Genomic DNA, 25,709 nt, shown 5'->3' with positions numbered 1-25,709 from the left:
GCGATGATCGGAACCGTCGAAGCGAGGAGGGCGCATGGGTAACGGGCGTTCGGTGACGATGCAGGACATTGCGGATCGGGTGGGTGTCTCGAAGGCGCTCGTCTCGATGATCTTCCGAGGGGTACCGGGCCCGAGCGCCGAGACCAAGGAGCGGGTCTTCGAGGTCGCCGCCGAGCTCGACTATCGCCCGAATCGCACCGCGGCTTTGCTGTCCCTGCGACGCACGCATCTGATCGGCGTCATGACGAACATCCGCAACCCCTTCCATGCCGAGATGGTCGAGCACATGGTGGCTGCGGCAGACGCGGTCGGGTACGAGATAGTTCTCGGCGCCGTCACGTCGACGCACCCCGAGTCCAAGGTGATCGAGACGCTTCTGGATTTTCGATGCGAGGCTGTCGTTCTTCTCGGACCCGAAGCCCCCGCGGAGTCGCTGATGCTGTGGGCCGAGCGTGTGCCCGTCGTATCCGTCGGACGTCGCGTCACCGGGGCCGGTGTCGATGTCGTGCGCGCCGGGGATTCGCCCGGCATGAGTGACGTCGTCGATCATCTCGTCGACTTCGGGCATCGCCGAATTGCACATTTGACCGGCGGCTCCGGATCGATCGCGATCGATCGATCGGCTGGGTATCGTCGCGCGATGCGCAGGCACGGCCTTGCCGAGTACGAGTGCGTAGTGGACGGTGACTTCACCGAGAACTGCGCGCCGCGCGCCGTCCACGAGTTGTTCGGTTCCTCGGGGCCGCGGCCCACCGCAATCGTGGCAGCCAACGATCTCAGCGCCGCCGGTCTTCTGGATGCGTTGCGGCGCAATGGGTTCGCGGTACCCGGCGACGTGTCGGTCACCGGGTACGACGACAGTACCCTCGCCCGAATGGCGCACATCGATCTCACGACCGTCAGCCAGCGGCCGGAGGAGCAGGCAGTCAGGGCTGTGCGCGCTGCGGTCGAGCGGCTCGACGACGGCCGCGACGAGGCGGCGTCGACGGTCCTCAGACCCCGTCTCGTGGTGCGGGCAACTACTGGTCCGGTGCCTGCGGCAACCGACCGAGTCGTCTGACCACCCCAGGGCCCGCGACCGTTACGCTGTCTTGCGCTGCGCCCTCAGGTAATCCGCCCGCTCCGTCTGCGACATTCCGCCCCAGACACCGTACGGCTCACGGGTCTTGAGCGCATACGAACGACACTGCTCGAGCACTGGGCACCCCGTGCAGATCGCCTTGGCTTCCTGTTCTCGGCGCACCCGCGCGTGCCCGCGCTCGTCGTACGGGTGAAAGAACTGGGAAGAGCTGTGGCCGCGGCATTTTCCGTGGAGCTGCCAGTCCCACTCTTCTGTCACGGCAGGAGGCAGCCACACGGTTTTCGTCGGAACGTCGCGGACTCTCGGTGATGTCATTGCTCCTCCTTCAGGTCCTCGGGTACCACCCTAGAGCGACTTCGGATGTTAAACAACCCCACTTAGGTATTTAAAAGTCGTAAGTATGTTGCTGTTGTCATGTCCAGTTGGTTCAATGGCCTCATGCGAACACCGCGACCCAGCGCGCCTTCTGCCACCGCGGGTGCCGTATTCGCGCTTGTTCGTGACGGAGTTGCGACGACCCGCGCCGATCTGGCCAAACACACGGGCTTGTCACGTTCGGCCATCGTGTCGCGTGTCAATGCGCTGAGTGCGCTCGGACTCGTCGTCGAGACCGAGGACGATCGGTCGACCGGCGGTCGACCGCCTGCGCGACTGTCGTTCGATGTCGACGCAGGCATCGTGCTCGCTGCCGCGATCGGACGCAGTCGCTCGCAGTTGGCAGTGTTCACCGTCGGGGGTGACTTCCTGGCGGGGGATACCGTCGACCAGGAGATCGGCGTCGGACCAGATGAGCTGATGCCGCAGATCACCACACGGTTCGACGCGCTGATCGACGACGCAGGACGCGCCGGCCACCGAATTTTCGGGGTCGGACTGGCCATACCCGGTACCGCGGACACGGTGCGTGGGTGCAGTCTCGATTCGCCGATCATGCACGGATGGGACGGCGTTCCACTGGCGCCCTACTTCGGCCAATTGACCTCCGCGCCAGTCTTTCTCGACAATGACGCGAACGCGATGATCCTGGGCGAACGACGCGACACCCGAGAACACTTCGAGAACGTTCTGTTGGTGAAGGCGTCGACCGGTCTCGGTGCCGGGATCATTGCGGGCGGAGTGCTGCAACGCGGATCCTTGGGTGCTGCAGGCGAGTTCGGGCATACCAAGACGGCCGCGGCTGCAGGCGTGGCATGTCGCTGCGGGGACTCCGGTTGTCTCGAGGCAATAGCGGGCGGGTGGGCTCTGGTTCACGCGCTCCAGGACCAAGGGCGTTCGGTCGGACATATCCGAGACGTCGTCGATCTCGCGGTCGGCGGAGATGCCGAAGCGCGACGGCTCATCCGCGACAGCGGACGCCACATCGGCGAGACACTCGCCGGCGCAGTGAATTTGCTCAACCCGGAAATTCTGGTCCTGGGCGGAGACATGGCCAAGTCGTACGACATCTTCGTCGCAGGACTGCGGGAAACGGTCTATGGACGTGCGACGGCTCTGGCCACCCGCAACCTGACCATCAGAGCCACCATGCACAGTGGCCAGTCCGGTGTGATCGGCTGCGCCGCCTTGGTTTCCGATCGCGTGTTGAGTTCGGACGCCATCGATGCCTCGCTGCGTGCGAGTTCGGCCTCGGCCTGACCGGGCGAGCGGCGGGCGCGGTGTCAATCGTCCGATGTCGCAGGCAGTCCGAGCGCCAACAGAGCCACGTCGTCCTGCAGACCGCTGCCGAAACTGTCGAGGAGTTCGGCCAGACGGCCGATGATCGACTGTGCGCTGGTCGGCGCGGCTGCCGTCGCGAAGGACTGCAGTGCACCGTCGTCGTCGTACCGAGCCCGACCAGGCCCTACAACAGCTTCGGTGAGACCGTCGGTGTAGAAGGCCAAGACGTCCCCAGGCCGCAGATCCACGGTCGCCGCGACGAAGTGGGCGGACGCGAACGCCCCGACGAGCTGGCCGCCGCGGGTGTGCACATACTCGGCTGTGCCGTCTGCTTGTAGCCGTAGCGCCGGGGGATGTCCTCCGCTGGCCAGATGGACCACGACACCGTCGTCGCCGAGTGTGATCGTTCCGTACACGACTGTGCAGAATCGGGGATCGTCACCCCGAAACTCCTGATGCAAAACGGAATTGAGATTGTGCAGGACGGCGATCGGGTCGCGATCGAATACCGCTGCTGCGCGCAGCGTGTACCTGGTGAGCGATGTGACGGCAGCCGCCCCTGCGCCCTTGCCGCTGACGTCTCCGAGGAAGAACGCCCAGGTGGCCTCGTCCAACGGGAACACGTCGTAGAAGTCGCCGCCCACCTCGTCCAGCGACGCGGGGTGATAGAAGCCTGCCACTTCCATGCCGGGTGGTGCTGCCAACACGGGAGGCAACAACGTCCGCTGCAAGGTCGTAGCGAGAACCTGGACTTGCGTTCGCTCCGCCTCGGCGACTCTCCTGGCGTCCTCGGACTCGTCGAGCGCGATCCGAGTTCGCCCCAGAGCTGCTTCGGCGTCGATCTGCGCCGCGTGCGCTGTGTCGCGGTCGGAGATCAAGGCATTTTCTCGCACTACGTGATCGCCCGTGGAGTGAACCGAGATGACCACCGCGGCGTCGCCACTCGCTGATACGCGGTGATTGGCCACGAGTGACACTGGATTACCGCGCGTCGAGTCCGGTGCGGCCAAATCGGCTGCGGCCCCGATCGACGTACCGTCGGAGTGCGACGCGACAGCCAGGAGAATCGACAGTGTCTCGACACTGTCGTCGGTGAACAGCCGCGTGAGAGGCGATCCGATCACATCGCTGCGATCGCGTCGCACGAGGCGGAGCAACGTCGTGTTGATGTAACGAACGGCCTCGGAGTCCGCGTCGACGACGACGATCCCGCAGGGAGCATCGTCGATGAACTCCGAGATCCCTTCGGCCGAAAGGCTTTCGGGACTGCCGGGTGCGGTCATGACGACGCGGGTTCCGACAGACTCCAGACGATGGTCACCACCGTGCCGTCGTCGGTGTTGTCGACATCGAGGTTGTCGCTGACCGCTTCGATGAGTGCGAGACCGTGGCTGCGATCGGGTGTCGGAGTGGGCGGCTGCCAGGTCCCTGTGTCGGAGACGGTCACGCTGAGCGCGTGCGATTCGTGGATGGCCGTCAGCGTCATCTCTCCTTTGTTCTCGGAGCGGGCGTAGGCATGTTCGACGACATTCGCCAACGCCTCGTACGACGCCAGTTCGATGGCGTCGACGACGCTGTCAGCGACCTTCAGCCCTGTTGCCCACTTGCGTACACGGCGTCGCAACGTGGTGGCGGCGTCCGGCGCGGCGGGGCTGGTGTGTGTCCACCGGTCGGGGTCCAAACCGGGCTCGCCCGTCGAGGTCTCGGTCACGATCGAGCCGCCTGAGCTCGATCCCGGATGTAAGCGACCGCGGCAGGGATGCTCGCGAACGTCGACATGACTCGATCGATACCACTCAGCTGAATCGGCAGCACAACTTGATTGTTCACTGCGACGAGCGCCATCGTCGCAGCGGCCGGCAGATGCTCGTGGGTACGGACCAGTTCGGTGATCGCGCTCGACGCCAGGAACCGCACGTCGGACAAATCGACGACCAAGCCGGCCTCTGCAGATTCGGCTACCGGCCGTGCAGTGTCTGCCAGGTTGCGCACAGTCGACACGTCGAGTTCGCCGCTGACTGTCAAGATGGTCACCTGCCCATCGCGGGTCACCTGTGCATGAAAATGCCTGCCCGGAGGCTCGGTCGTCATGGATCGTTCGCCTTTCGGTCAGAGGTCGACGGTGTCATTGCTTCCCACATCCGGTTTTTCGCCGGTGATGCGGGATTTCGCGTAGGCGATGAGTGTGGAGACTTTCGAACCCGGCGCCGACCAATATTCTGCACCCTCCGCGCGAACCTTGATCAGCACGACCTCGGTGGACTCGGGCCCGTTGTCGAACCAGGCGGCCGCAGCTCGGTTCCACAGATCCTTCTTCTTCGCGACATCGTCGACGACGATCTCCGCGCTGCCGGACAAAGACACCCAGGCAGTGCCGGATTGGAATGCGACGTTCACCGAATCGTCGGCACGAATGTCCTCGACCTTGCGTGAACCGTTGCGGGCGAAGAACCACAAGTCGCCGTCGAACTCCGTCTCCTGCAACGCCATCGGTCGAGACAGCAAATGCCCGTCGCGGCCGACGGTCGTGAACATGCACAGCTTGGAATCGCTCATCAGCTCGGCAACCTTCGTGATTCCGGCTGTGTGGTCGTCGGTGGAAGTCATGCCGCCACAGTTACCCGTCTCGAGCTTGAAGGAAACACCACCTCGACACCGTCGGGCTCGATTCGTTCGTCTGTGCAGCGGTTCGCTCAGGCGCAGATTCACACGGCAACAGCCGATTCCGACTGAATTGATTCAGGATTTCCGGTCGGTCGAACTGCGTGCGGACAGCTTGGACGCCCGAGTATGTTCCGCTCGTACGTTTCGAGGATGCGACGGCGAGGCGAAATCCGGGGAACCTAGGATGTCCTCGTGTCCTCAGTAGAACTCGCCCGTTGGAATGCCCAGGAAGCGATCGCAGAGTCGATGATCCCGATCATCGGTACATTGCATCGCGCGAAGAATGTGACGATCCTTCTGCACAGCAGGTCGCTGGTGAACAAGTCGGTGATCAGCATTCTTCGAACACACCGCTTCGCTCGGCAGATCAGCGGCGAGGAGTTGTCGGTCGACGAGACGTTCCCGTTCCTGCAGGCACTGGCCGACTTGGATCTGAGGCCGTCGAAGATCGATCTCGCTCTGTTGGTGATGGCGTACCACGCCGACGATCGTGGACTGTCGGTCCCCGCGTTCACAGCAGAACAACTGGCTGAGGTCACCGGCGCTGACCCCGACGAGCCGCACGCCGGGCCGCGTGACGTGGTGCTCTACGGATTCGGCCGGATCGGTCGCCTCGTCGCTCGGTTGCTGATCGAGAAGTCGGGATCGGGCGGAGGGCTGAATCTGCGAGCCGTCGTCGTGCGCAAGGGCGGGGAAGGCGACCTGGCCAAGCGCGCGTCGCTCCTTCGACGCGACTCGGTTCACGGCAAGTTCAACGGCACGATCAAGATCGACGTGGAGAACAACGCGCTGATCGCCAACGGCAACGTCATCAAGTTCATCTACAGCAACGACCCGTCGGGTGTGGACTACACCGAACACGGCATCGACGACGCGATTCTGATCGACAACACCGGTAAGTGGCGCGACCGCGACGGGCTGTCCGCGCACTTGCGTCCCGGTATCGCCAAAGTTCTGCTCACTGCCCCCGGCAAGGGTGACGTCCCGAACATCGTGCACGGGGTCAACCACTTGACTCAGAACCCCGACGAACAGATCTTCTCGTGCGCGTCGTGCACCACGAACGCGATCGTCCCGCCGCTGAAAGCGCTCGACGACGCATTCGGCATCGTGCGCGGACACGTCGAGACCGTCCACTCCTTCACGAACGACCAGAACCTGCTGGACAACTTCCACAACGCGGACCGTCGTGGACGTTCCGCGCCGTTCAACCTCGTACTGACCGAGACCGGTGCAGCGTCGGCCGTCGCGAAGGCGCTGCCCGAGCTGAAGGCCAAGATCACCGGAAATTCGATCCGCGTTCCCACACCGGACGTCTCCGTCGCAATCCTCAATCTCCAGTTGAAGCGTGAGAGCACCAAGGGCGAGGTGCTCGATTCGCTCCGGCTCGCATCGCTGACGGGCCCGTTGAGCCGCAACCTCGACTACACGGCGGCAACCGACGCGGTCTCGAGCGACTTCATCGGCTCGAGGGCCGCGTGCATCGTCGATGCGAACGCTGCGATCGTCGACGGCGACACCGCCATCGTCTACGTCTGGTACGACAACGAATTCGGCTACTCCAGCCAGGTCGTGCGTACGGTGCAGTACCTGTCGGGCATCGAGTACCCGATCTATCCGGCAGTCGCGTCGAACAACTGACGGTGCCCGACGCTCCCCGCACGCCCGAGCCGGGTGTGCGGGGAGTTCGTCGTTACGAAGCAGATCGACTAGGCCCGTCTGGACAGTGGCGACGACCGAACGTGAGGATGCCTTCATCCGTCCATCCGACTACGCGCGATTTCACGGTGTCCGATGAGTTCCGCGGTCGCGCCAAGTCGGATCCGTCGACAAGTTCGATGCAACCCATCAACGACGGGACCCAATCATGGCGATTTCGGCTTCGACCACTCGTTCACTGTCGCTTTCTCGGTGGCAGGCAGTTCTTTTCTCGGTGCTTGCCGCGCTCGCGACCAACCTCGTGCTGTGGCTGATCGGACTCGCTGCAGGCGGATCGTTCGAACTGACAGACGCCGGCGAGACCATGGCCGTCGCGCCCGGAGGTGTAGTGATGTTGACGGTCGTGCCGATGGTCGTCGGCATGGGGTTGGCTGCGCTCGTGTCGCTGCGATGGGTCGGTGTCGTGCGGGTGGCTCAGGTCGTCGGCGTGATCGCGCCACTGGCCACGATTGCAATGACCATCTCGGCCGACTTCGACGCAGCCTCCACGGTCATGCTGTCGCTCATGCACGTCGTCATCGCCGCCGTCGTGTTCTTCGGATTGGAAGCGATGCGTCGACGCCTTGTGGATCCGCGGCGTTGATCGCACGATCGCGAAGAGCACCCTGCCCGAACCCGCCCGTACCGAGCGCTTTTCAGCCATACTGCTTCGGTGAACAAGACCGGGGGGTCCCGCTTTTCGATAGGTCTCGTACTGCTCGCCGTCGTCGCCTTGCTTGTTTCGGGGCAGGGGATCGGTGGCGCCGAACCGTCCGCCTGGAGATACACGATGGTGGCGTTCAGCAACACGAACGACCGTGACATGGACGTGTACGAGTCCGGAGACGGCACGCAGTTCGCGCCCGTGCAGCTCGGTGCGTTCCGGCCGCAGGCGGGGCTGGTGCGTGACCCGAGTATCTTCCGGCACACCGACGGGTCGTACTACCTGACGTACACGACCGGCAGCGGGGCAACCATCGGTTTCGCGCGCAGCGTCGATCGCGTCAGCTGGACCCCGATGGGGAACTACCCGGTTCCGTTCTGCTGTGCATTCTTGCCGGGGACAGGGGATGGGACGGGTTCCGCGAGTCTGCCTGGGTTCACGGGATCTGCAGGGTCGTCGGACGGCCCGTCGTTGTCGCCGTTCACCACCAAGGCGTGGGCGCCGGAGTGGTTCGTCGACGGCAGCAGCGTGAATGTCATCGTCTCGTTGTCGACGGGTGGCGGGTTCGTGCCCTACCTGATGACGGCGTTGAATCCGTCGCTCACCGCGTGGAGTTTCCCGGTACCGCTGGCAGGGATCGGGGCGGACCACATCGACACGACGGTCGTCGAGGTCGGGAACACTTATCACGCGTTCACCAAGAACGAAACGACGAAGGTCGTCGAACATGCGGTCTCGCCGTCCCTGGCCGGGCCCTACACGTTCGTGCCGCCCGGAAACTGGGGGTCGTTCGTCGAAGGGCCTGCGGTGGTTCAGCTGCCCAACGGGGCTTGGCGGATCTATCTCGACAAGTACACCGAGAACAGGTACCTCTACTCGGACAGCTCGGACGGGATGCGGACCTGGTCGCCGGTGAACGAGCTTCCGGGGTTGTCCGGAACGGTCAGGCACGTGGGCGTGCTGAGAGAACCCGCCTGACAGAAGCCTTGCGATTCGAACATCTGTTCTATAGTCTTGGTTCATGGGCGGGGACGCAGACACGATCGAGATGAATGCCGGTGTTGTGACCGGCGATTTGTCGGACGAGACGTGGCGCAGATCCGAGCGGGAGCTTCTTCAGGATGCCGTCGCGTTGTCGCAGAAGATTCAGGATTTGGAGATCGAACGGATCCGGCTGGTGCGTGCGATCGACGATCGTGTTCCCGCCGAGGTCCTCGGGTTCAAGACTGTGCGGCCGTGGCTGGTGGCGTCGACGTTGCTCGACAACACCGCAGCAGGCCGGATCCTCGCCCTGGCCCGCGGACTGAAACACCACAAGCCCGTCGCCGACGCGTTCTACACCGGATCGATGCCCATCGATCTGGCAGTGATGCTGCTGAACTTCTGCGAGAAGCCGCCGGCGAACATGCCCGAGGAAGCGATGGAACCCGCCTTGGCGGCCCTGGTCGCCGCCGCGACCGGTCCCCGCGCCAGCCGCGACGTCGTCCGGGACGGCATCAAGACTCTCGAGCACATCTTCGACTCGGACGACCCGCCGCCGTCGGAAGACCTCGACCGCAACACCCTGCACGCCTCGACCACCTTGAACGGCCGCGTCGCGGTCAAAGCCGACCTCGACGCAGCCACCGGAGAACAATTCCTCACCGCACTGTCAGCCTTGTCGAAACCCGTTCCCGCGCACGACGGCACCCCCGACCCGCGTACCCCGGCCAAACGCCGCGCCGACGGATTCACCGAACTCGTCGAACGCTACCTCGCCTCGGGCACAGGACCGACCGAGGGCGGGGAGAAGCCGCACATCAACCTGCACATCCGCGCCGATCACCTCGCCGACATCCACCGCACCCGCAACCACGTCGACCACGAACCACACGAACGCTACGACGACGAACCCGCAGAACACCCACATCACTGGAACGCCGCGCGGGACAACGAACTCCACCGACTGCTCGCCGACGATGCAATCGCCCGGGTGACCGGACGCGATACCCCCGCTGATTGGGATATCACCGGGGGCTGGGACCCGGCCGCATCCGCAGACTTGCGGGTGAAGCTGCTGTCCTACAGCGATACCTGGAACGAAGCCGACCACTGGACCGCCTGGGCCCAGCAATTCAATCAAACACAGCAGTTCGATGAGGCCGGCGATGCTGGGCCCAGGAACGAACGTGTTCGCGATACCTCGTTCTACCGTGACCTGATCGACGACGCCGGTGTCGGCTGGGTGCCGTGGACCGGGCCGGTCACCGTCACGACCGCACGCCGATTGTCCTGTGACTGCATCCTCCATCCGATCTTTCTCGACCAGAATCATGTGCCGATCGACCATGGGCATTCCGAACGGCTCGCCTCACGCAAACAGCGTCGAGCACTCGTCGCACGCGATCACGGATGCGCCTTCCCCGGCTGCACGCAACCCCCGGCGTGGACGCAAGCGCATCACATTCAGCATTGGATCGATGGCGGACCGACGGTCCTGGACAACCTGGTCCTGCTGTGCGGATACCACCACCGGATACTGCACCACTCCGATTGGGAAGTGGTGATGGAACCGACCGGCACCCCGAATTCATCCCACCCGCCAGCGTCGACCCGTTCCGACGACCCGTGCCCTCGAACCGAAGCCCCCTAAGCAGACCAGGTGTCCGGAGCAGAACGGGTGCCCGGAGCAGAACGACCCGACATAAACCGGTCGCCGCACACCACTGCACACCAGCCCTGCATCGGACAAACAACCCGGTGCAGGGCCAGACGTGGTCGCGGTAGTCCGTCGAGGCGGGGGCGCCGTGTCTGCTGTACGGGTGCCTAGAGCGCGACATCGACGCGCACGCGAAACCCTTCAGGGTTCGGTCTCGGCCTGCTACCGTCGAAGTATTTCGTATTGCTAAGCACGCCAAGCGATTCCATGACCTACGTATCTCGGGATAATTCGCGCGAAAAAAGCTATCTGTCGGTTAATCGCCGAAGAGCAACCAGTCGGTTCCATACGTGCGCCAAGACAAACTCTGTGTCTATTGTTAACTACTGGGGTTCATGATGCCATTGGGGTATTCCTACCGAGGCGGATAGATGAACCGTTTTGCGCTCGTCCCTATCGCAATTTTGTCCCTGGTGGCCGGCGCCGTAATTCGATCGCCGCACGCCGTGGCCCAAGACGCTGTCGCGCTGGCGCCTGCCTTCGTGCTGTCGCCGTCGACGTCCGGCGCGGTGTTCGACGAGAGTGCTGCCCCAGGTGGGCGAACGCTGGGAATGTGGTCCCAGTCGACCGCGACGGCTCAGATGACCACCCCGTCGGCGACGGGACTGACGCTCCGTGCGCGCGGCGACAGTTGCCTGGGCGCGGCCAAAGTGTCCGTCGCCGTCGACGGCAAAGCGGTGGGCACCGCGACACTGTCCGGGATCTGGGCGAACTACACGATCAAGACGGCGCTCCCAGCTGGAAGCCACTCTGTTGCAATCACATTCACCAACGATTACCGATACGGATCGTTGTGTGACCGTAACGCATACATCGGTTCGGTGACCGCGATCGCCGCGGCCCCCACGACAACCAAACCCCCGACAACCACCAAGCCGCCGGTGACCACGACGACGAAGCCGCCGGTGACCACGACGACGAAGCCGCCGGTGACCACGACGACGAAGCCGCCGGTGACTACCACGACGCCGCCGACCACCACGCCGCCCGTCGACACCGGCAAATGCGGAGTCAACATGTACCTCGCGGCGTATTACAACAACTTGACCGCGACTGGCACGCCGGTGACGAGTCGGTGCGAGTACTCGGTCGGAAACACCTGGGACGCACAGTCTCCCGCCCCGGGCGTCAACGCAGGTAACTTTTCGGTTCTCTACACCGGCTCCATCAACTTCCCGACGTCGGGCACCTACAACGTCAACGCTCAAACCGGATTCGTCGGAGTGCAGGCGAAGATCGACGGTAAGTCGTTGATCGACTATTGGCCCAATCAGACCTGGGGGCGCTACCACACGACCACGAACGTCACCGCCGGACTTCATACGGTCTCGGTCGCGGTGTCGAACCCGACGAAGAATGGGCACCAGCACTTTTCGATCACTCCGGCGGGAACGAGTCCGGCTTCGAACAACGGCAACTACTTCGCCGCCAATTCCTTCTGGAACCAGCCGATTCCATCCAATGCGATCGTGCATCCGAACAGCGAGACGTGGCGGACCATGGTCGCGAACGACTCCCGGAACAACGCGATCAACGTGAACTCGTCGCAGTGGAGCACCGGCATCTACAAGGCGCCCGCAGGCACGCCGACGACCACTGTGCGAGTGACCAATTCGAACAAGACGATCACTGTTCCGTACCTGTCGTCGTACAAGCCGACGCCGGACGCGGACGCGCATCTGTCGATCATCGACGAGAGCAACGGCTGCCTGTACGAATTCCAAGCGTTCAATGCGAGCAACAAGACCGCAATCGCTCAGGCCAGCTACCCGGCATACACGGGATCGGGTGCACACGCGAGCGGGCCGGCGCACTCGGGTGGTGAACTGTCGTACGTCGCCGGCATGATCACCCCTCAGGACGTCAGGGCAGGCGTCATCGACCACGCGCTGCGTTTCGCGATACCCAACAACTCGTCGGAATTCTTCTATCCGGCAACACGTTCGGACGGAACGGTGTCCGGTGGCGTCCCGGAAGGGGTCAGGATTCAGCTCGACCCGAATCTGAATCTCGACACGCTGGGGCTGACACCGTTCCAGAAGATGGTGGCCAAGGCGTTGCAGACGTACGGCGGATTCAACGCAGACGGTGCCGCCAACTTCGCGATCTACGCGCAGAGCCCCGACGACGGCTCCACGTATCCGATGTCGCTCGACGCGCTGCCCAAGTCGCTGATCGGTAAGTTGCGTTACCTCGCACCGACATTCACGTCGACGGATGTCCAGATGGCGACGATGTTCGACAGCGGGTGTCAGCAGCAGCGCTGATCGGAGGGCCTATCCAAGCAGTGTGGCGAGAATTCGTCCCAAGCTCGCGAGGTCGTCGTCGGACAAGGCCGAGAACGACTCCGGGGGCGTGGCGAGGGCACGGTCGGCCCGCGCGGCGATGTCACGTCCTTCGTCGGTGAGTTCGACGAATCGTCGACGACGATCCTCCGGGTCCTGCGTGCGCACGAGGAATCCGCGGGCTTCCAAGTCACGTAGGGTGATCGAGACGTAGGCAGGATCGGATCCCAGTAATTCTGCGAGCGCACCAGCAGACATCGGGCCGGCCTGAAGCCGCCGCATCAGCTTGCACCGAAAGAAGCTGACGCCCGTTGCGGCAACGACGGCGCCGTGCGGATCGGCTACATCGAACATCAACGTGCGCATGTCGCGCCAAACGTCCTCCGTGCTCACGCCACCTCCTGTGGCACCCGTGCGGCGACGCGTTCCGCCGTGGCTCGCGCCCAGGTTCCCGTCGTCACCACCGCCAACGCCAGTACGACCACACCGGCGCCGAGGAGGACGAACCAGGCGGGGCGGGCCGCGTCGACGAAGCCGTCTGCGAAGCTACCCACCATCCCGGCGGTGACGATCGAACCGACTACAGCAACACCGAGAGACTGTCCGACCTGACGACTGGTCGACGCGATTGCCGACGCGACGCCTGCTTGGCTGCGCGGCATTCCGGATACCGCTGTGTTCGTGATCGGCGCGTTGACCATTCCGAATCCGATGCCGAACACGATGTACGGCAGCGCAAGCCACACGAACGGTGTGTCGGGACCGAGTCGAGTCAACAGTGCTCCGGACACGATGAATCCGATTCCGGCCACTACCAACGATGTTCGGGGGCCGCGAGATCCGGTGAGCCGTCCGGAGATCGGCGCGAGGATCAGCGTCATCAGCGCCATGGGCAACGTGTACAGCCCGGCGTGCAGCGGTGAATATCCACGTACGTCCTGCAGGTACAGCGTGTTGAGGAACAGGAATCCGCCGAGGGACGCGAACGAGCAGACGGCGATGATCGTCGCACCCGAGAAGGGAACAGATCGGAAGAAACCCAGTTCGACCAGCGGTTCTTTCTGTCGAGTCTCCACGTACAAGAACCCGATCAGGGACAGCACGACCACCGATGCAGACAGGAGGATGGGCGTCGACGACAATCCTTTGCTCGGGATCTCGATGATCGTGAACACCACGCTCGCGAGCAGAACGATCATGAGAATCTGGCCGACGGGATCGAAACGGCGGGCGTGTGCGGCTTTGGATTCGGGCACGAATTTCCAGGTCGCGAACAGTGCAAAGAGCCCGATCGGAACATTGACCCAGAAGATCGACTGCCACCCGGCCGACGAGACGAGCGCCCCGCCGATCAGTGGACCACCCGCCATCGAGATCCCGACGACGCCACCCCACACGCCGATGGCGCCTGCACGTTCCTTCGGATTCGTGAAGGTGTTGGTGATGATCGACATAGCAACGGGATTCATCATCGAGCCACCGACGGCTTGCACCATACGGAACGCGACCAGCCAGGCGAGCGACGGCGCGATGCTGCACAACAGCGAACCAGCGACGAACGTCGCGGTGCCGATCATGAAGAATCTCTTGCGCCCGAATCGGTCTGCGCTCGAACCGCCGAGCATGAGGAGCGAAGCAAGGACGAGTGTGTAGGCGTCGATGATCCACTGAAGTCCGGAGACCGACGCGTTCAAATCGGTGCGGATCGAGGGCAGCGCGACATTCACGATGGTGTTGTCGATGCTGACGAGGAACAGACTCATGCAGCAGATTGCCAACACCAGATAGCGGTGCCGCTTCGTCAAGTCGGTCATGTGCGTCCAATACTTGTAGTACTACAACTATTAGCTGAAGTATGAAACTAGTTGGGCTCTACATGCAAGTCCCGGTGCCGGATTTCCCGCATGTCGGTACCCTTGGGCGGCGACGGAGGGAGTCGACCATGGTGGACGGCGGGCAGATCTTTCGGACGGTTGCGAACGTGGTGAACAAGGGCGTCGTCCCGCTGCTTCGGCATGGTGGACCGGTCGGCGCGAAGCTGAAGGAGTCGATGGCGGAGGTCACCTACACCGGGCGCAAGTCCGGCAAGGAGTTCACTCTCGTCGTGGGCTACAGGCGAGAAGGCGACACGGTCACGATCGGGTGCGTCATGCCCGACGCGAAGACCTGGTGGCGCAACTTCCTCGGAAAAGGTGCGCCGATGCGATTGACACTGGGGGACAGCACTTACGACGCGCACGCCGTGGCGACGCGCGATCCGGACGGCGCGGTGACGATTCGCGCGCAGTTGACGTCTCCGAGGTAGAGCATCCCTGGCTCAGGGATGAACGTACGACGATCCGTTGATGTCGACGACCGTTCCGCTGCACCACGCCGCCTCGGGGGAGGCGAGATGAACGATCGTCGATGCGACTTCCTCTGGGGTACCGACTCGACCGAACGGGCTCTGGCTTCGGATCTCGTCGCCTGCGGGTCCGTTCAGCTTTCCGAGCTGGCGTTCACTGGAGACGAACCCGGGTGCGACGGCAGTCACCGAAATGCCGTGCGGTGCGAGAGCAATTGCCATCGACTGGCTGAACGCGTGCAGTCCGGCCTTGCCGGCGCCGTATGCGGGGTAGTCAGGCTCGCCACGAAACGCGCCGCGCGATCCCACCGACACGATGGCCCCGGGGCGGCCGCTGTCGATGAGGTGGCGCGCGAAGGCCCAGGAGAGGTGCGCGGTGCCGATCAGGTTGACCTGCACCATGTCTCGCCAGGCCGCTTCCCACTGCTCGAACGTGTCCTCGGTGATGCGATGACGGTTCTGCTCGGTGGGGCCGACTGCCGCGTTGTTCACGAGTACGTCGAGCCTGCCCAGTCGATCGACAGCGCCGGAGACGATGCCGGGTCCTGCCGTCGTCGACGCGAGATCGCCGGACACCGCGATGTGGCCTGAGCCGTCGAGCAGTCCCAACGTTTCCTCGGCAGCTGCGGATGCCGACGAGTAATGCACCGCGACGCGATAGCCTGCTGCGGCGAACGCAACGGCGGTTGCTCTGCCGATGCCCCGAGATGCGCCGGTGATCAGAGCGGTGCGCGTAGCGGTGTCGTCGTCGGAGTGAGGCTGCATGAATTCACTGTATTCACCCGGGGCGCGCCACCCGAGTTGCGGATCTAGGCGAAGCGAAAATCGTCACCGCTGCGGTGCAGTAGCCGGTCGTCCACGAGAACGGCGACGGCGGAGCGAACGGTCTTCTTGCCGACGCCGACCCACGACGCGAGCCTGTGCAGCTGCGGAAGCTGTTCGCCGGCAGTGATGACGCCCTGTTCGTGTAGGTCTCGCAGTTGCGTCGCGAGCTGGAAATAGACAGGTACGGCATGCCAGTGCCGCAGGGCGATCGAATGAACCCAGGTCGGCATCGCAGACGAGTTGGTCCGACTCGCAACGGTGTCGACAGCACCGGTGCCTGGCGACTCGGCAGTCGTCGGAGACAGGTGTTCTTCCATTGCTGTCGCCTCCCCGGGTAGCCCTCGTGCTTCGCCGGGCGGGATAGCGCCGACAACGAAGTAACTCACATTCTGGGCCACCAGGGGCAGAATTCGACAGCCTCGAATCCATCAAAAACGCCTCAGCTGCAGGCGTGTCGTCGGCGCCGCCGTGTACGCGATCAGTCCGTGTTGATCCGCGGAACCAACGTGTCGATGGCGTAGGGAATCGACAGGACCGAGTTGTACGTGATCGCCCCGCGCTGATCGATCGACGTCGCGATGACGTTGTTCTGTCGGGCCGCACGCAAAGTACCGAACAAAGGGTTCTCGGCGACGACGTCGACGTTTTGGTCGGTGCTCAGGAACAGGACGACGTCGGCGTCGAGCATTCCGATGTTCTCCGCCGACACGGGGACGAAGAAGCTGTCGCCGGTGTCCTGGCTGGTGATGGCCTCGGGTGTGTCGAGGCCCAGCGAGTTCAGGAACTGCCCGCGTGCGTCTCCTGGCAGGAACGCGCCGTACTGACCGTCGTAGGGGAGTACGGCGACGCCGGTCATGTCTGCGAATTCAGGATGGTCCGACTTGGCCTGGCTCAGTAATTCGGTTGTCTCGCGGTTCAATTCGTCACCGCGTTCAGGGACGCCGAGGGCGGTTGCGATGGTGGATGTCGCGTCCTCCCTGCTGACCGTGTACGCCGCGGTGCCCGCGGGGCGCGCGATCGTCGGCGCGATGTCGGAGAGTTTCCTGTAGACGTCCTCGTCGAAACCGGCGTTGATACCGACGATGAGATCTGGAGCAAGTTCGGCAATTTGCTCGAGGTTCGGTTCGGAGTCCGAGTCGATCAGGGTGAGCGGTGCGTCACCGACCGCCTCGTCGGTCCATGGGCCGAGTCCTGTCTCGTAGAACGAGTAGCCGGTGTTGCCGACTGGGACCGTGCCGAGGGCGATGGCTGCGTCGGCATCGGAAACCCCGAGTGTCACAATGCGTTTCGGCGTCTCGTCGATCGTCGTGCTGCCGAAGATGTGCTCGATGGTGACGGAACCGTCGCTCGACGCGTCTCGATCGGTGTCGGCGCTGCACGACACCAGTGCTACCGCCAGCAACCCTATGCTCGTACTCGCCATCCACGTGTGAATCCGCAACTGCTGCCCCTTACCGATGTCTGAAGTTAGGGCAGCGTAACATTACCGTCCGATTCTGGGTCCGACGACGCTGCCGAACTCCCGGCTGGCATCCAGCTGGCTCACAGGGTTCTTGCAGGAACGGCAAATATCGTCCTCCACATGATGATTCGAAGTTCTTCCGCGACTCGTCGCACACGAGGCAAAGTTGCCGTGACCTCGCTGGTCCTCGTCGGCGGCCTATTTCTCGGCGGCTGCGCGAGCGACGCCACCGACGCCGCGACGACGACGGCCGCAGCACAGCAGGTCTCCACGTCGCAGACGGCCACCACCGCCACTTCTACCGACGCGTCCACGACGGCCGAAACGATCTCCGCCACAACGGAAGCCGCCGAAGCATTTCTGGCTACACTGTCCGACGAGCAGCGTGAGCAGGTCACGTACGCCTTCGACGACGAGACGAAGACGACGTCGTGGTCCAACTTCCCGGTCGCCTTCGTCGATCGAGCGGGGCTGAACCTGGCCGATCTGACGGACGAGCAGAAGGCTGCGGCGCTGAACGTGCTCGAGGCGCTGCTCAGCGACGAGGGATACGAGACGGTCACCGGCATCATGGGTGGTGACGAGTATCTTCACGAGAACAGCAGTTCGACCGAGGAATCGCTGGGACAGTACTACATCGCGTTCTTCGGCGATCCTTCCGATTCGAGTGCCTGGGAAGTCCAGTTCGGCGGCCACCACCTCGGGATCAACGCAACCCTCGACGGCGCCGAGGACTCCGTGACATTCGCGCCGACTCACCTGGGAATTCAGCCCGCCGTCTATACCGACGCCGACGGCAACGAGGTGCAGCCGTTCGACGGTATCTACACCGATGCATTCGCGTTCTACGACAGTCTGACCGACGAGCAGAAAGCGACGTCGTATCAGGGAACCAGTGTCGCAAATATGGTGTGCGCACCTGGCAGCACGTGCGACTACCCAACGGGCACAGGGATTTCCGGTGCCGACCTCGAGGACGAGCAGAAGCAGCTCCTCCTCGAGGTCATCGCCAACTGGGCAGGTCTGGCCGACGAACAAACGATGTCGGACGCACTCGCGAAGATCGAGGCGACGCTCGACACCACCTACGTGAACTGGTCGGGTGCGACGACGTACGACATGAGCCAGGGTGACGGCATCTACTTCCAGATCTCCGGACCCGATGTCTACATCGAGTTCGCAGCCCAGCAGGGTTCGGCGGGTGCCGACGTCTCGGGCGTCACGACGTCGGGATGGGGCCACGTGCACACCATCTACCGCGATCCGACGAACGACTACGCGGGTAGCGCGACGCAGCAGGCAGGATCAGGTCCCGGCGGCGGAGCAGGTGCCCCTGGCAGTGGAGCTGGTGCCCCGAGCGCCGGAGCGGGTGCTCCGGGTGGCGGCCAGCCTCCGGCAGGTGGGATGGGAGCTCCGCCGGCCGCGGGCTGATCCGAATCTGCCCACCCGGCAGTGGCATCGATGGTCCGTGGCAGCCGATAGACGGTTGCCACGGACCATCGATGCCTGCCCGGGCTTCGTTCCTACCGCCGAACCTCGGCGACGAACCGCTCGATCAATCGTGCGTCCTTGACTCCGCGCGACGACTCGATCCCGCTGGAGACGTCGACGCCTGCTGCTCCGGTCGCCGCGATGCCTTCACGAACGTTCTCGACGCCGAGCCCGCCCGCGAGGATCCACGGACGATCCGGACGCTCCAGACGATCCCAGTCCCACGCCTCGCCCGCGCCGGCTGTCGAGCCGTCGATCAACAGATCGTCCTCGCCGATCGAGGTGTAGTCGGCTCCGGCTGTAACTGCGCGGTACACCGTGAGCCCGGCGTCGTGCAGGCGTGAGACGTCGTCACTTCCTGCGAGGTCGTGCACCTGCACCGTGTGCAATCCGGCGTCGGACGCCGTCGCGAGTATGTCGGAGACGGTCGCGCCCTTGAACACGCCCACCGGCTCGGCGCGGCCACGCGTCAGCTCGACGAGAGGCCGCGCATCCTCGACCGAGATCTGCCGTGGGCTTCGTACGAAGACGAAGCCGATCGCATCCACGTCCAACGACAGCGCGACGTCGAGGGTCGACCGATCGCGAAACCCGCACAGCTTGATGAACGTCACGGGTCCAGATTACCGAGCTGTCGTCAACGGCTTCCCGACGCGTCTGCCAGCTCCCGAGTGTCCGACGGCTCGGCAGCCAGGTCGGCCCGTCGACGCCGTCCGGGGAACCACCAGTTCGCCGACGCGGCGACCGCCATCGCGGCGGGCACGACGACCATGCGCACCAGGGTGGCGTCGAGAAGCACCGCGATCGCGAGCCCGAAGCCGAACTGTTTGACTTCGAGTACGTCGCCCACGACGAGGGCGCCGAAGACCGCGACCATGATAGTTGCGCCTGCCGTGATCTGAGGACCTCCACGCGAGAGGGCCGTCAGCACGGCATGGTCGTTGTCGTTCGTCTTCTGCCACTCCTCACGCATACGTTCCACGAGGAACACTTCGTAGTCCATCGACAGTCCGAAGAGGAGGACGAACAGCGCGACCGGAATGAACGCCTGCACCGTCCCAGGGCTGTCGAAGCCCAAAATTCCTTGGCCCCAACCCCACTGGAACATCGCGACGGTGGCACCGAGCGCGGATGACGTCGCGAGAACGTTCAACACGACCGCCTTCACCGGGAGAAAGATGCTGCGGAACGCGAAGACGAGATACACCAACGACATCAGTAGCACTACGCCGACGACGAGTGGGAGCGAGTCGACCGTGACGGTCGCCAGGTCTGTGTACTGCGCGGTCACGCCCCCGACGAGTATGTCGAGATCGTTCTCGTCCGCAAGTCCGCGTATTCGTTCCACTGTCGCCGACGCGTCGGACGAGTCGATGGCAACGGAGGTCACCGCCTGGAGGTAGAAGCACGTGCGGTCGGTGTCCACGAGCGCGTCGACGATGGGTGCTGCTGTGGGCGCCGATACGAGGCGTTCCAGATCAGCGGGCGAGTGACCGCCGAACTGATCGTCAAGCACGGATGTCAACGACACCACCGACGCGACGTCCGGGTCGCTGCCTACGGACTGGGTGAGGGCCGCGAGTGAATTCAGGCCTGCCTCATCGGTCGCACCTCGCCCGCACGCAAGTATCTGGACCGGGCCGACGCTGCCCGCCGAGAACGACTCCTGCAGAACGTGCTGACCGTGGCCGGACGGTGTGTCACGGAGCGAGGACAAACCGAGGTCCATGCCGAGCTCGATCCTGAACACAGGGACGGCCGTCAACGCCAGCAACAGCAAGGCCGGAATTCCGAAGACCAACGGCCGGCGCAGTACCGCACGGCCCCACGCCTCCCATCGCCTCGATGACCCGTCGGACTTTTTCGGACGCAGCATCGCGGGAAGTGTCCCCTTCGCGACGCGTGTGCCGAGCAGCGCGAGGCCAGCCGGCAATGCAGTCAGGGCAACGACGACCGCGCAGAACACGACGAGGCCTGCCGCCAGTGCTATTTCGCGGAAGACATGTGCGCCGATCATGGCCAGCGAGCCGACGGACACGATGACGATTGCGCCGGATGTCACGACGGTTCGGCCCGACGTCGCGAGTGCACGCCCCACCGCTCCCTCGACGGACTCGGTGGCGAGTTCCTCACGAAAGCGGCTGACGACGAACAGCGCGTAGTCGATGCCGACACCGAGGCCGAGCACGGTCGCGATGACGAGTACGAACTGACTCAGAGGGAAGATCGACGTCAACGCGGCCAGAACGCCCGTGCACAGGACGACGGCAGCGCCCGCAGCCGCGAGTGGTACCGCGGCGGCAACGAAAGCTCCGAGGACGAACAGCAGTACCACGAGAGCGACGGGAAGGCCGATGATCTCGGCGGTCTGCTGGTCGGCGACCTCGACGTCGGCCAGATCGTTGGACAGAGCCGACGCACCCGTGAGGACTGCGGTGACGCCGGTCCCCGCCCCGTACTTCGACACGGTCTCCTGGAGTTCTCGGCTTGCCCGCGCGCGATCGGGAGGTCCGCCGTCCATGGCGACCGCCACGTAGGCGACGGTACCGCTCGCCGCGACCTGACCCTGGCCGGCCGCATCGTACGGCGTGATCACCGATGCGACGGAAGAGTGCTCACGAACAGGACGTATCACCCGCTCGACGGCAGCGCGAAAGAAGGGATCGTCGACGGTCGTCTCGGGGTCCTCTGCTACGAACACGACTGCCTGTTGTTCGCTACCGAGCGCAGGGAACATGCGTGCGAGGTCCTGCTCGACCGCCGCTGACTGAGATCCTTCGACGGTGTAGTCCGGTGCACCGAGTTTCTGCTCGATCGTCGCTGCCGACACACCCGCCACCGCGAGTACGAGCGCGGCGAGGACCAGAACGAGGCGGGCACGGCGGGCGACCGCGCGGCCCCACCTGTCGAGAAGCGAGACAGGTGGGGCCGCCGCGACCGAAACAGTCGACGTCACATGGTTGTTCACGGATCGCCTGCGATCTAGGTGGCGAAGAAGCCGGCTGCGGACATGTCGGACACGCTGTTTCCGAACGCCTCCGCCACGACCTTCATGTCGGTGTCGGAATGCGCTGCGCTCAGCAACATCGTGTGCAGTTCGGGCATGTACACCCCGTGTCGACGCATGTAGTACGCCAGCGCGATGTTGGCCTTGATGTTGGAGCCCGCCAGCCGATCTCGGACGCGCTTGGGCTTGGCGTAGTCGAACGTCAACGAGAAGATCGACCGAAACCCCTTGACCGACAACGGCACGGACAGTCCCGCTGCGCGATCCCGCAGTTCGTCGGTGAGCCAGTCCGTCCTGCGCTCGAGGTCGTCGTAGATCTCTCGGTTCTCGTCGAGGTACGCCAGCGTCGCCGACCCTGCTGCGGCGGTGATCGAGTTGCCACTCATGGTGCCGCCGAGGAATGCCTGGCGTTCGATGTCGACGAACGGGTCCTCGGTAGTCTTCGCCATGGACACGACGTCGACATCACCGACGACGGCCCCACACGGAAGGCCACCGCCGATGATCTTCCCGAGGCATGTCAGGTGCGGACGAATGCCGGCGAGCGTCTGTACGCCGCCATATGCGACGCGGAATCCGGTGACCACCTCGTCGAAGATCAGAACGATGCGGTGCGTGTCGCATGCGCGACGCAGATCCTCGAGAAATGCACGATCGTACGAAGCCATCGCCGTCGGCATCGGTTCGACGAGAACGCATGCGATGTCGGACGCGGATTCGACGAGCCGGTCGATCGATCCACGTTCTCCGTACTGGAGCACAAGGGTTTCCGAGACGGTCGACGCCGCCATGCCTGCAGTTCCCGTCGGCTCCGGGCGGTCGGCGCTACCGCTGTAGCGGAACCACGAACTGACGAGTCCCTGATCGGAGAAACCGTGGTAGTGACCTTCGAACTTGGCCACACGTTGTTTTCCGGTGTACGCACGAGCGAGTCGGACTGCCATCTGGACGGCTTCGGTGCCCGAATTCGACAGAATGACACGGTTATCGGAGCCGAACGCGTCGGACAACTGCCGTGCCAGTGCGATCTCGGGCTCGTTGCCGAGAGCGTTGATCGAGCCCGCGGTTGCGGCCTCGGCGATTGCCGCAGTCTGCACTGGATGCGCGTAACCGAGGATGTGAGGGCCGTATCCGCACGACAGGTCGATGTAGTCGTTGCCGTCGACGTCGGAGAGGACGCTTCCCTGCGCCGACTTGACGAGAAGTGGGAAAGCGCTCGGCAGTGCGAACCGATCGAGGTGGGTCGGCGCGATCAGGCGACGATCCGGATCGCGCTTCTCGGCCATGGATTTCGGAATCCGGTCGCCGATCTCGCGATCGAACTGCTCGGCGACTTCTTCGCTCATGTACGGCGAGAAGCGATCGGTGAAGGTGCGCCCGTTCGCCCAGATGTCGATGTCGGGATCGATCTGCGAGATGAAACCCTCACCCGTCAGAAAGGCTAAGGCCAGCAACGAGAATCGTGTCGAGACACGAGCGTTGTACTCGCGGAGCAGCCGGGTCGCGTCGTCGAAGAAGGACATCGTCGACCAGCGGGCCGACGTCTCCTCGAAGTGGCGGCGAAGAACGACCTCCAGCTTCGCGTCGTATTCCGCTCGGTGATCGTCCAGAAGGCTGGGGTCGGCGACGAACGCACGTGTGCATCGCTCGACGGCGAGCTCCCACTGACCCTTGACACACGCGTAGTAGAAGGACGCGAGATTCCATTTGTCGTTCTCGTCGAGGCGGCCGACCAGACCGAAGTCCAGCGCGATGATCTTCCCCTCGTCCGTGAACATCAGATTGCCCGGGTGCGGGTCCACGTGGAAGAAGCCGTGAAAGTACGACATCGCATAGAACGCGTCCTGCAGACGGCGGGCGATCTCCGGTCGCGGGAACTTCACGGTTTCGAAGTCCGGGCCCGGCGTCGCGTGCACGAACTCCATGACGAGAACCTTGCGGCCCGTCAGATGATCCACCGTGGCGGGTACGCGCAGATGCGGGTGGCTGCGGAAGTTCTCCGCGAGTTCGTTCTGGCGGGCAGCTTCGGCCACCATGTCGGTCTGACCGGTCAGCAGAGGGCGAAGTTCGGCGAAGTGCCCGGGCAAGTCGTAGCTGCGTGCTCGTGACGATGCGCGGTGGGCGATGGCAGCGAGGCGCCCGATGACCCACGCACTGGTGCGCAGCCGCAGGTCGACACCCGCCTTGACGACCTTGATCGCGACGTCTTGACCGGTGGCCAGCCGGGCCTTGTGAACCTGGGCGACCGAACCGACGGCGATGGGTGCCCAATCGAATTCGGCGAACACGGCCGTGACCGGACGTCCGAAATGCTCGTCGAGCACTTCACGCAGTTCCGGCGTGCTCATCGGTGGCAGATCGGCGAAGAAGGACCGGAATCGATCGGTCGCATCTTTGGACAGCAGCCCGGACTGCGTTCCGAGCACCTGTCCTGCCTTCATGTACAGCGGACCCATCCGAAGCAGGAATCCTCGGAGTAGACCCGCCATGAACTCGTCGCTTCTGAGTCGTTTCGGGCGCGTGTAGTAGCGGAGCGCGAAAACGGTCGTCCAGACGATGATGCGGATGGCTTCTCGAAACGTTCCGCGAACCAACTCCGGCAACTCCGCCAGGTGGCTCACGCCGAACAGCCGAGACGAACTAGACATGTGTATAACCCCCGTCTACACAATGGACGGACGCGAGAACCGCGTCCGCTGGAGCGGGCAGAAATCTACTGCAGCACTGTGCTGTAGTACAGATGTACGTCGGGTGCGGTGGGTATTTCGCCGGGTTGGTCAGCGCGTTGCGCCTGGTCAGAGCGTATTGCCGCGGAATTGTGGTGAGTGCCACAGTTGCGAGCTATGCTGTGGCAATTTACCGAACGTCCACCGAACGACTACGAACAGTGCAGGGCCACATGAGTACGAACTCGGATGCGAACGGAGACAGTTTCGCCGCCCGCCTCGACCATCTCTTCCGTAAATTGCCCTCGGCGTCCGGAGGTCGGTGGTCGGTGTCCGAAATCGCGCGTCGCAGCACCGATTTCGGTTATCCGATTTCCGAGGCGTATCTCTACCAACTTCGCAGCGGCGTCAAGGAGAATCCGTCGTTGCGTCATACCGAGGGCCTGGCACGTGCGTTCGGTGTGGACATCAGGTTCTTCACCGACCGTGACGTGTACGAGCGGGGTGTCCAGGAAATCGATTATCTGCGGCTGCAGTCGAGTCCCGGAATACACGCCGCGGCGCACCGTATGGTCGATCTGTCCGAGACGCGTCTGTCCGAGGTGATCGATTTCATCCGATTCATGCGTATCAAGGAGGGGTTGCCCGCGGATCCGGGGGAGGGGGACGAGCAGCGATGAAGCATCTGCGTCGGCAGCGACTGCTTCGCGGAATGTCGGTTCCGGATCCGTTCTCGATCGATCGCTTGTGCGACGAGGTCACCGCCGTGACCGGACGTCCATTGCGAGTCGAGTCAGCAGCGCTGCCGTACGGCGTCGCCGGTGCGTTGTTTCGTTCCGAGGCAAGCGATGTCATCGTCCACGATCAGGTCTTGCCGCGGCTCGCGCGATTGAACACGATCCTGCACGAGGTCGGACACGTGATTCTCGGGCACGACAGCGCTCGTGGCGACGACGTCGAACCGATCGAGTTCTCGGTCCTGATGCCCGACGCAGTGGCGAACTTTCGATGCTCGGCGCGTCGTACAGATTTCACGACCGGTCCCGAGCGTGATGCCGAGTTGTTCGCACGAGCGACGCTGCGGCGCATTCTCGAGTCGAACACGGAAGTGACCGCGGCGGGCCGCCTGTGGGCTTCGCTCACTCACCCGGTGCGCACGCACTGGTGA

General features: G+C 63.8%; 24 protein-coding genes. 11 read left to right on the top strand and 13 right to left on the bottom strand.

The genetic code is table 11. The features are described from left to right. Positions 1-34: 34 nt before the first annotated feature. Positions 35-1,060, top strand: coding sequence for a LacI family DNA-binding transcriptional regulator (locus A3K89_RS24040; RefSeq protein ID WP_068431774.1), 1,026 nt, complete (start codon positions 35-37; stop codon positions 1,058-1,060). A gap of 21 nt (positions 1,061-1,081) precedes the next feature. Here the strand turns inward: A3K89_RS24040 and A3K89_RS24035 are convergent, their stop codons facing one another. After that, a complete protein-coding gene (locus A3K89_RS24035) occupies positions 1,082-1,396 on the bottom strand; it encodes a WhiB family transcriptional regulator (RefSeq protein WP_084424080.1) in 315 nt (104 codons plus the stop codon). A 123-nt stretch (positions 1,397-1,519) separates the two neighbouring features. Here A3K89_RS24035 and A3K89_RS24030 point away from each other — a divergent pair, with 123 nt between their 5' ends. After that, a complete protein-coding gene (locus A3K89_RS24030; protein WP_068432076.1) occupies positions 1,520-2,716 on the top strand; it encodes an ROK family transcriptional regulator in 1,197 nt (398 codons plus the stop codon). A gap of 23 nt (positions 2,717-2,739) precedes the next feature. Here the strand turns inward: A3K89_RS24030 and A3K89_RS24025 are convergent, their stop codons facing one another. Genes A3K89_RS24025 through A3K89_RS24010 form a run of 4 tightly spaced genes read right to left on the bottom strand, consistent with a single transcriptional unit; the run spans position 2,740 to position 5,344 of the window. Further along, on the bottom strand, positions 2,740-4,020 hold the full coding sequence (locus A3K89_RS24025) for a PP2C family protein-serine/threonine phosphatase (protein ID WP_084424078.1): 1,281 nt from the start codon (positions 4,018-4,020) through the stop codon (positions 2,740-2,742). Further along, positions 4,017-4,448 carry an ATP-binding protein gene (locus A3K89_RS24020; protein ID WP_068431768.1) on the bottom strand — a complete coding sequence of 144 codons (432 nt, stop codon included), beginning with the start codon at positions 4,446-4,448 and terminating at the stop codon, positions 4,017-4,019. The genes A3K89_RS24025 and A3K89_RS24020 overlap by 4 nt, the downstream gene beginning before the upstream one ends. Continuing rightward, positions 4,445-4,828 carry an STAS domain-containing protein gene (locus tag A3K89_RS24015; RefSeq protein WP_068431765.1) on the bottom strand — a complete coding sequence of 128 codons (384 nt, stop codon included), beginning with the start codon at positions 4,826-4,828 and terminating at the stop codon, positions 4,445-4,447. Before A3K89_RS24015 ends, A3K89_RS24020 begins: the two co-directional genes overlap by 4 nt. A gap of 18 nt (positions 4,829-4,846) precedes the next feature. Beyond that, positions 4,847-5,344 (bottom strand): pyridoxamine 5'-phosphate oxidase family protein, encoded by a 498-nt coding sequence (locus A3K89_RS24010; RefSeq protein WP_068431762.1) that lies wholly within the window; start codon positions 5,342-5,344, stop codon positions 4,847-4,849. Positions 5,345-5,593: 249 nt separating this feature from the next. On the opposite strand from A3K89_RS24010, the gene A3K89_RS24005 reads away from it, so the two are divergent. The 5 genes from A3K89_RS24005 to A3K89_RS23985 all read left to right on the top strand — a co-directional run bounded on the left by A3K89_RS24005 (position 5,594) and on the right by A3K89_RS23985 (position 12,728). Further along, positions 5,594-7,042 (top strand): glyceraldehyde-3-phosphate dehydrogenase, encoded by a 1,449-nt coding sequence (locus tag A3K89_RS24005; RefSeq protein ID WP_068431760.1) that lies wholly within the window; start codon positions 5,594-5,596, stop codon positions 7,040-7,042. Between the two features lie 226 nt (positions 7,043-7,268). Further along, entirely contained in the window at positions 7,269-7,703 is a 435-nt protein-coding gene (locus A3K89_RS24000; protein WP_068431757.1) for a DUF6069 family protein, read from the top strand. A 69-nt stretch (positions 7,704-7,772) separates the two neighbouring features. Beyond that, positions 7,773-8,741, top strand: a complete 969-nt coding sequence (locus tag A3K89_RS23995; RefSeq protein WP_068431755.1) for an arabinofuranosidase — start codon at positions 7,773-7,775, stop codon at positions 8,739-8,741. A 43-nt stretch (positions 8,742-8,784) separates the two neighbouring features. Further along, the gene (locus A3K89_RS26535) at positions 8,785-10,395 is read left to right on the top strand and encodes an HNH endonuclease signature motif containing protein (RefSeq protein ID WP_068431752.1); all 1,611 of its coding nucleotides are present in this window, start codon (positions 8,785-8,787) and stop codon (positions 10,393-10,395) included. A gap of 479 nt (positions 10,396-10,874) precedes the next feature. After that, complete coding sequence (locus A3K89_RS23985; protein ID WP_167674361.1) at positions 10,875-12,728, top strand: carbohydrate-binding domain-containing protein; 1,854 nt, start codon at positions 10,875-10,877, stop codon at positions 12,726-12,728. A 9-nt stretch (positions 12,729-12,737) separates the two neighbouring features. Here the strand turns inward: A3K89_RS23985 and A3K89_RS23980 are convergent, their stop codons facing one another. Both A3K89_RS23980 and A3K89_RS23975 read right to left on the bottom strand, forming a co-directional pair. After that, positions 12,738-13,139, bottom strand: coding sequence for a MarR family winged helix-turn-helix transcriptional regulator (locus A3K89_RS23980; RefSeq protein ID WP_068431746.1), 402 nt, complete (start codon positions 13,137-13,139; stop codon positions 12,738-12,740). Then, positions 13,136-14,560 (bottom strand): MFS transporter, encoded by a 1,425-nt coding sequence (locus A3K89_RS23975; RefSeq protein ID WP_068431743.1) that lies wholly within the window; start codon positions 14,558-14,560, stop codon positions 13,136-13,138. Before A3K89_RS23975 ends, A3K89_RS23980 begins: the two co-directional genes overlap by 4 nt. A 128-nt stretch (positions 14,561-14,688) precedes the next feature. Between A3K89_RS23975 and A3K89_RS23970 the strand changes: the two genes are divergently transcribed. Further along, positions 14,689-15,051 carry a hypothetical protein gene (locus tag A3K89_RS23970; protein WP_068431740.1) on the top strand — a complete coding sequence of 121 codons (363 nt, stop codon included), beginning with the start codon at positions 14,689-14,691 and terminating at the stop codon, positions 15,049-15,051. Positions 15,052-15,063: 12 nt separating this feature from the next. Here A3K89_RS23970 and A3K89_RS23965 read toward each other — a convergent pair whose 3' ends face one another. The 3 genes from A3K89_RS23965 to A3K89_RS23955 all read right to left on the bottom strand — a co-directional run bounded on the left by A3K89_RS23965 (position 15,064) and on the right by A3K89_RS23955 (position 17,338). Then, positions 15,064-15,855, bottom strand: a complete 792-nt coding sequence (locus A3K89_RS23965) for an SDR family NAD(P)-dependent oxidoreductase (protein ID WP_068431737.1) — start codon at positions 15,853-15,855, stop codon at positions 15,064-15,066. A gap of 44 nt (positions 15,856-15,899) precedes the next feature. Further along, the gene (locus tag A3K89_RS23960; protein ID WP_157105435.1) at positions 15,900-16,313 is read right to left on the bottom strand and encodes a GntR family transcriptional regulator; all 414 of its coding nucleotides are present in this window, start codon (positions 16,311-16,313) and stop codon (positions 15,900-15,902) included. Between the two features lie 80 nt (positions 16,314-16,393). Next, positions 16,394-17,338 (bottom strand): iron-siderophore ABC transporter substrate-binding protein, encoded by a 945-nt coding sequence (locus A3K89_RS23955; protein ID WP_068431732.1) that lies wholly within the window; start codon positions 17,336-17,338, stop codon positions 16,394-16,396. 162 nt (positions 17,339-17,500) lie between these two features. Here A3K89_RS23955 and A3K89_RS23950 point away from each other — a divergent pair, with 162 nt between their 5' ends. Beyond that, a complete protein-coding gene (locus tag A3K89_RS23950) occupies positions 17,501-18,808 on the top strand; it encodes a DUF3500 domain-containing protein (RefSeq protein ID WP_084424106.1) in 1,308 nt (435 codons plus the stop codon). 92 nt (positions 18,809-18,900) lie between these two features. Here A3K89_RS23950 and A3K89_RS23945 read toward each other — a convergent pair whose 3' ends face one another. The 3 genes from A3K89_RS23945 to A3K89_RS23935 are packed head-to-tail and all read right to left on the bottom strand — an operon-like array spanning position 18,901 to position 24,523. After that, on the bottom strand, positions 18,901-19,482 hold the full coding sequence (locus tag A3K89_RS23945; protein WP_068431727.1) for a phosphoribosylanthranilate isomerase: 582 nt from the start codon (positions 19,480-19,482) through the stop codon (positions 18,901-18,903). Between the two features lie 23 nt (positions 19,483-19,505). Then, positions 19,506-21,836: an MMPL family transporter gene (locus tag A3K89_RS23940; RefSeq protein WP_157105434.1), complete on the bottom strand. Its 2,331-nt coding sequence runs from the start codon at positions 21,834-21,836 to the stop codon at positions 19,506-19,508. A gap of 14 nt (positions 21,837-21,850) precedes the next feature. Further along, on the bottom strand, positions 21,851-24,523 hold the full coding sequence (locus tag A3K89_RS23935; protein WP_068431721.1) for an aminotransferase class III-fold pyridoxal phosphate-dependent enzyme: 2,673 nt from the start codon (positions 24,521-24,523) through the stop codon (positions 21,851-21,853). Positions 24,524-24,774: 251 nt separating this feature from the next. On the opposite strand from A3K89_RS23935, the gene A3K89_RS23930 reads away from it, so the two are divergent. After that, the gene (locus A3K89_RS23930) at positions 24,775-25,221 is read left to right on the top strand and encodes a hypothetical protein (protein WP_068431718.1); all 447 of its coding nucleotides are present in this window, start codon (positions 24,775-24,777) and stop codon (positions 25,219-25,221) included. After that, positions 25,218-25,709 (top strand): hypothetical protein, encoded by a 492-nt coding sequence (locus A3K89_RS23925; protein ID WP_068431715.1) that lies wholly within the window; start codon positions 25,218-25,220, stop codon positions 25,707-25,709. Before A3K89_RS23930 ends, A3K89_RS23925 begins: the two co-directional genes overlap by 4 nt.

Origin of the sequence: Rhodococcoides kyotonense, from assembly GCF_001645385.1 — a bacterium.
GTDB classification, from domain to species: domain Bacteria; phylum Actinomycetota; class Actinomycetes; order Mycobacteriales; family Mycobacteriaceae; genus Rhodococcoides; species Rhodococcoides kyotonensis_B.
Note: the sequence above shows the minus strand (reverse complement) of the source record. Positions and strands in the feature narration are given on the sequence as shown.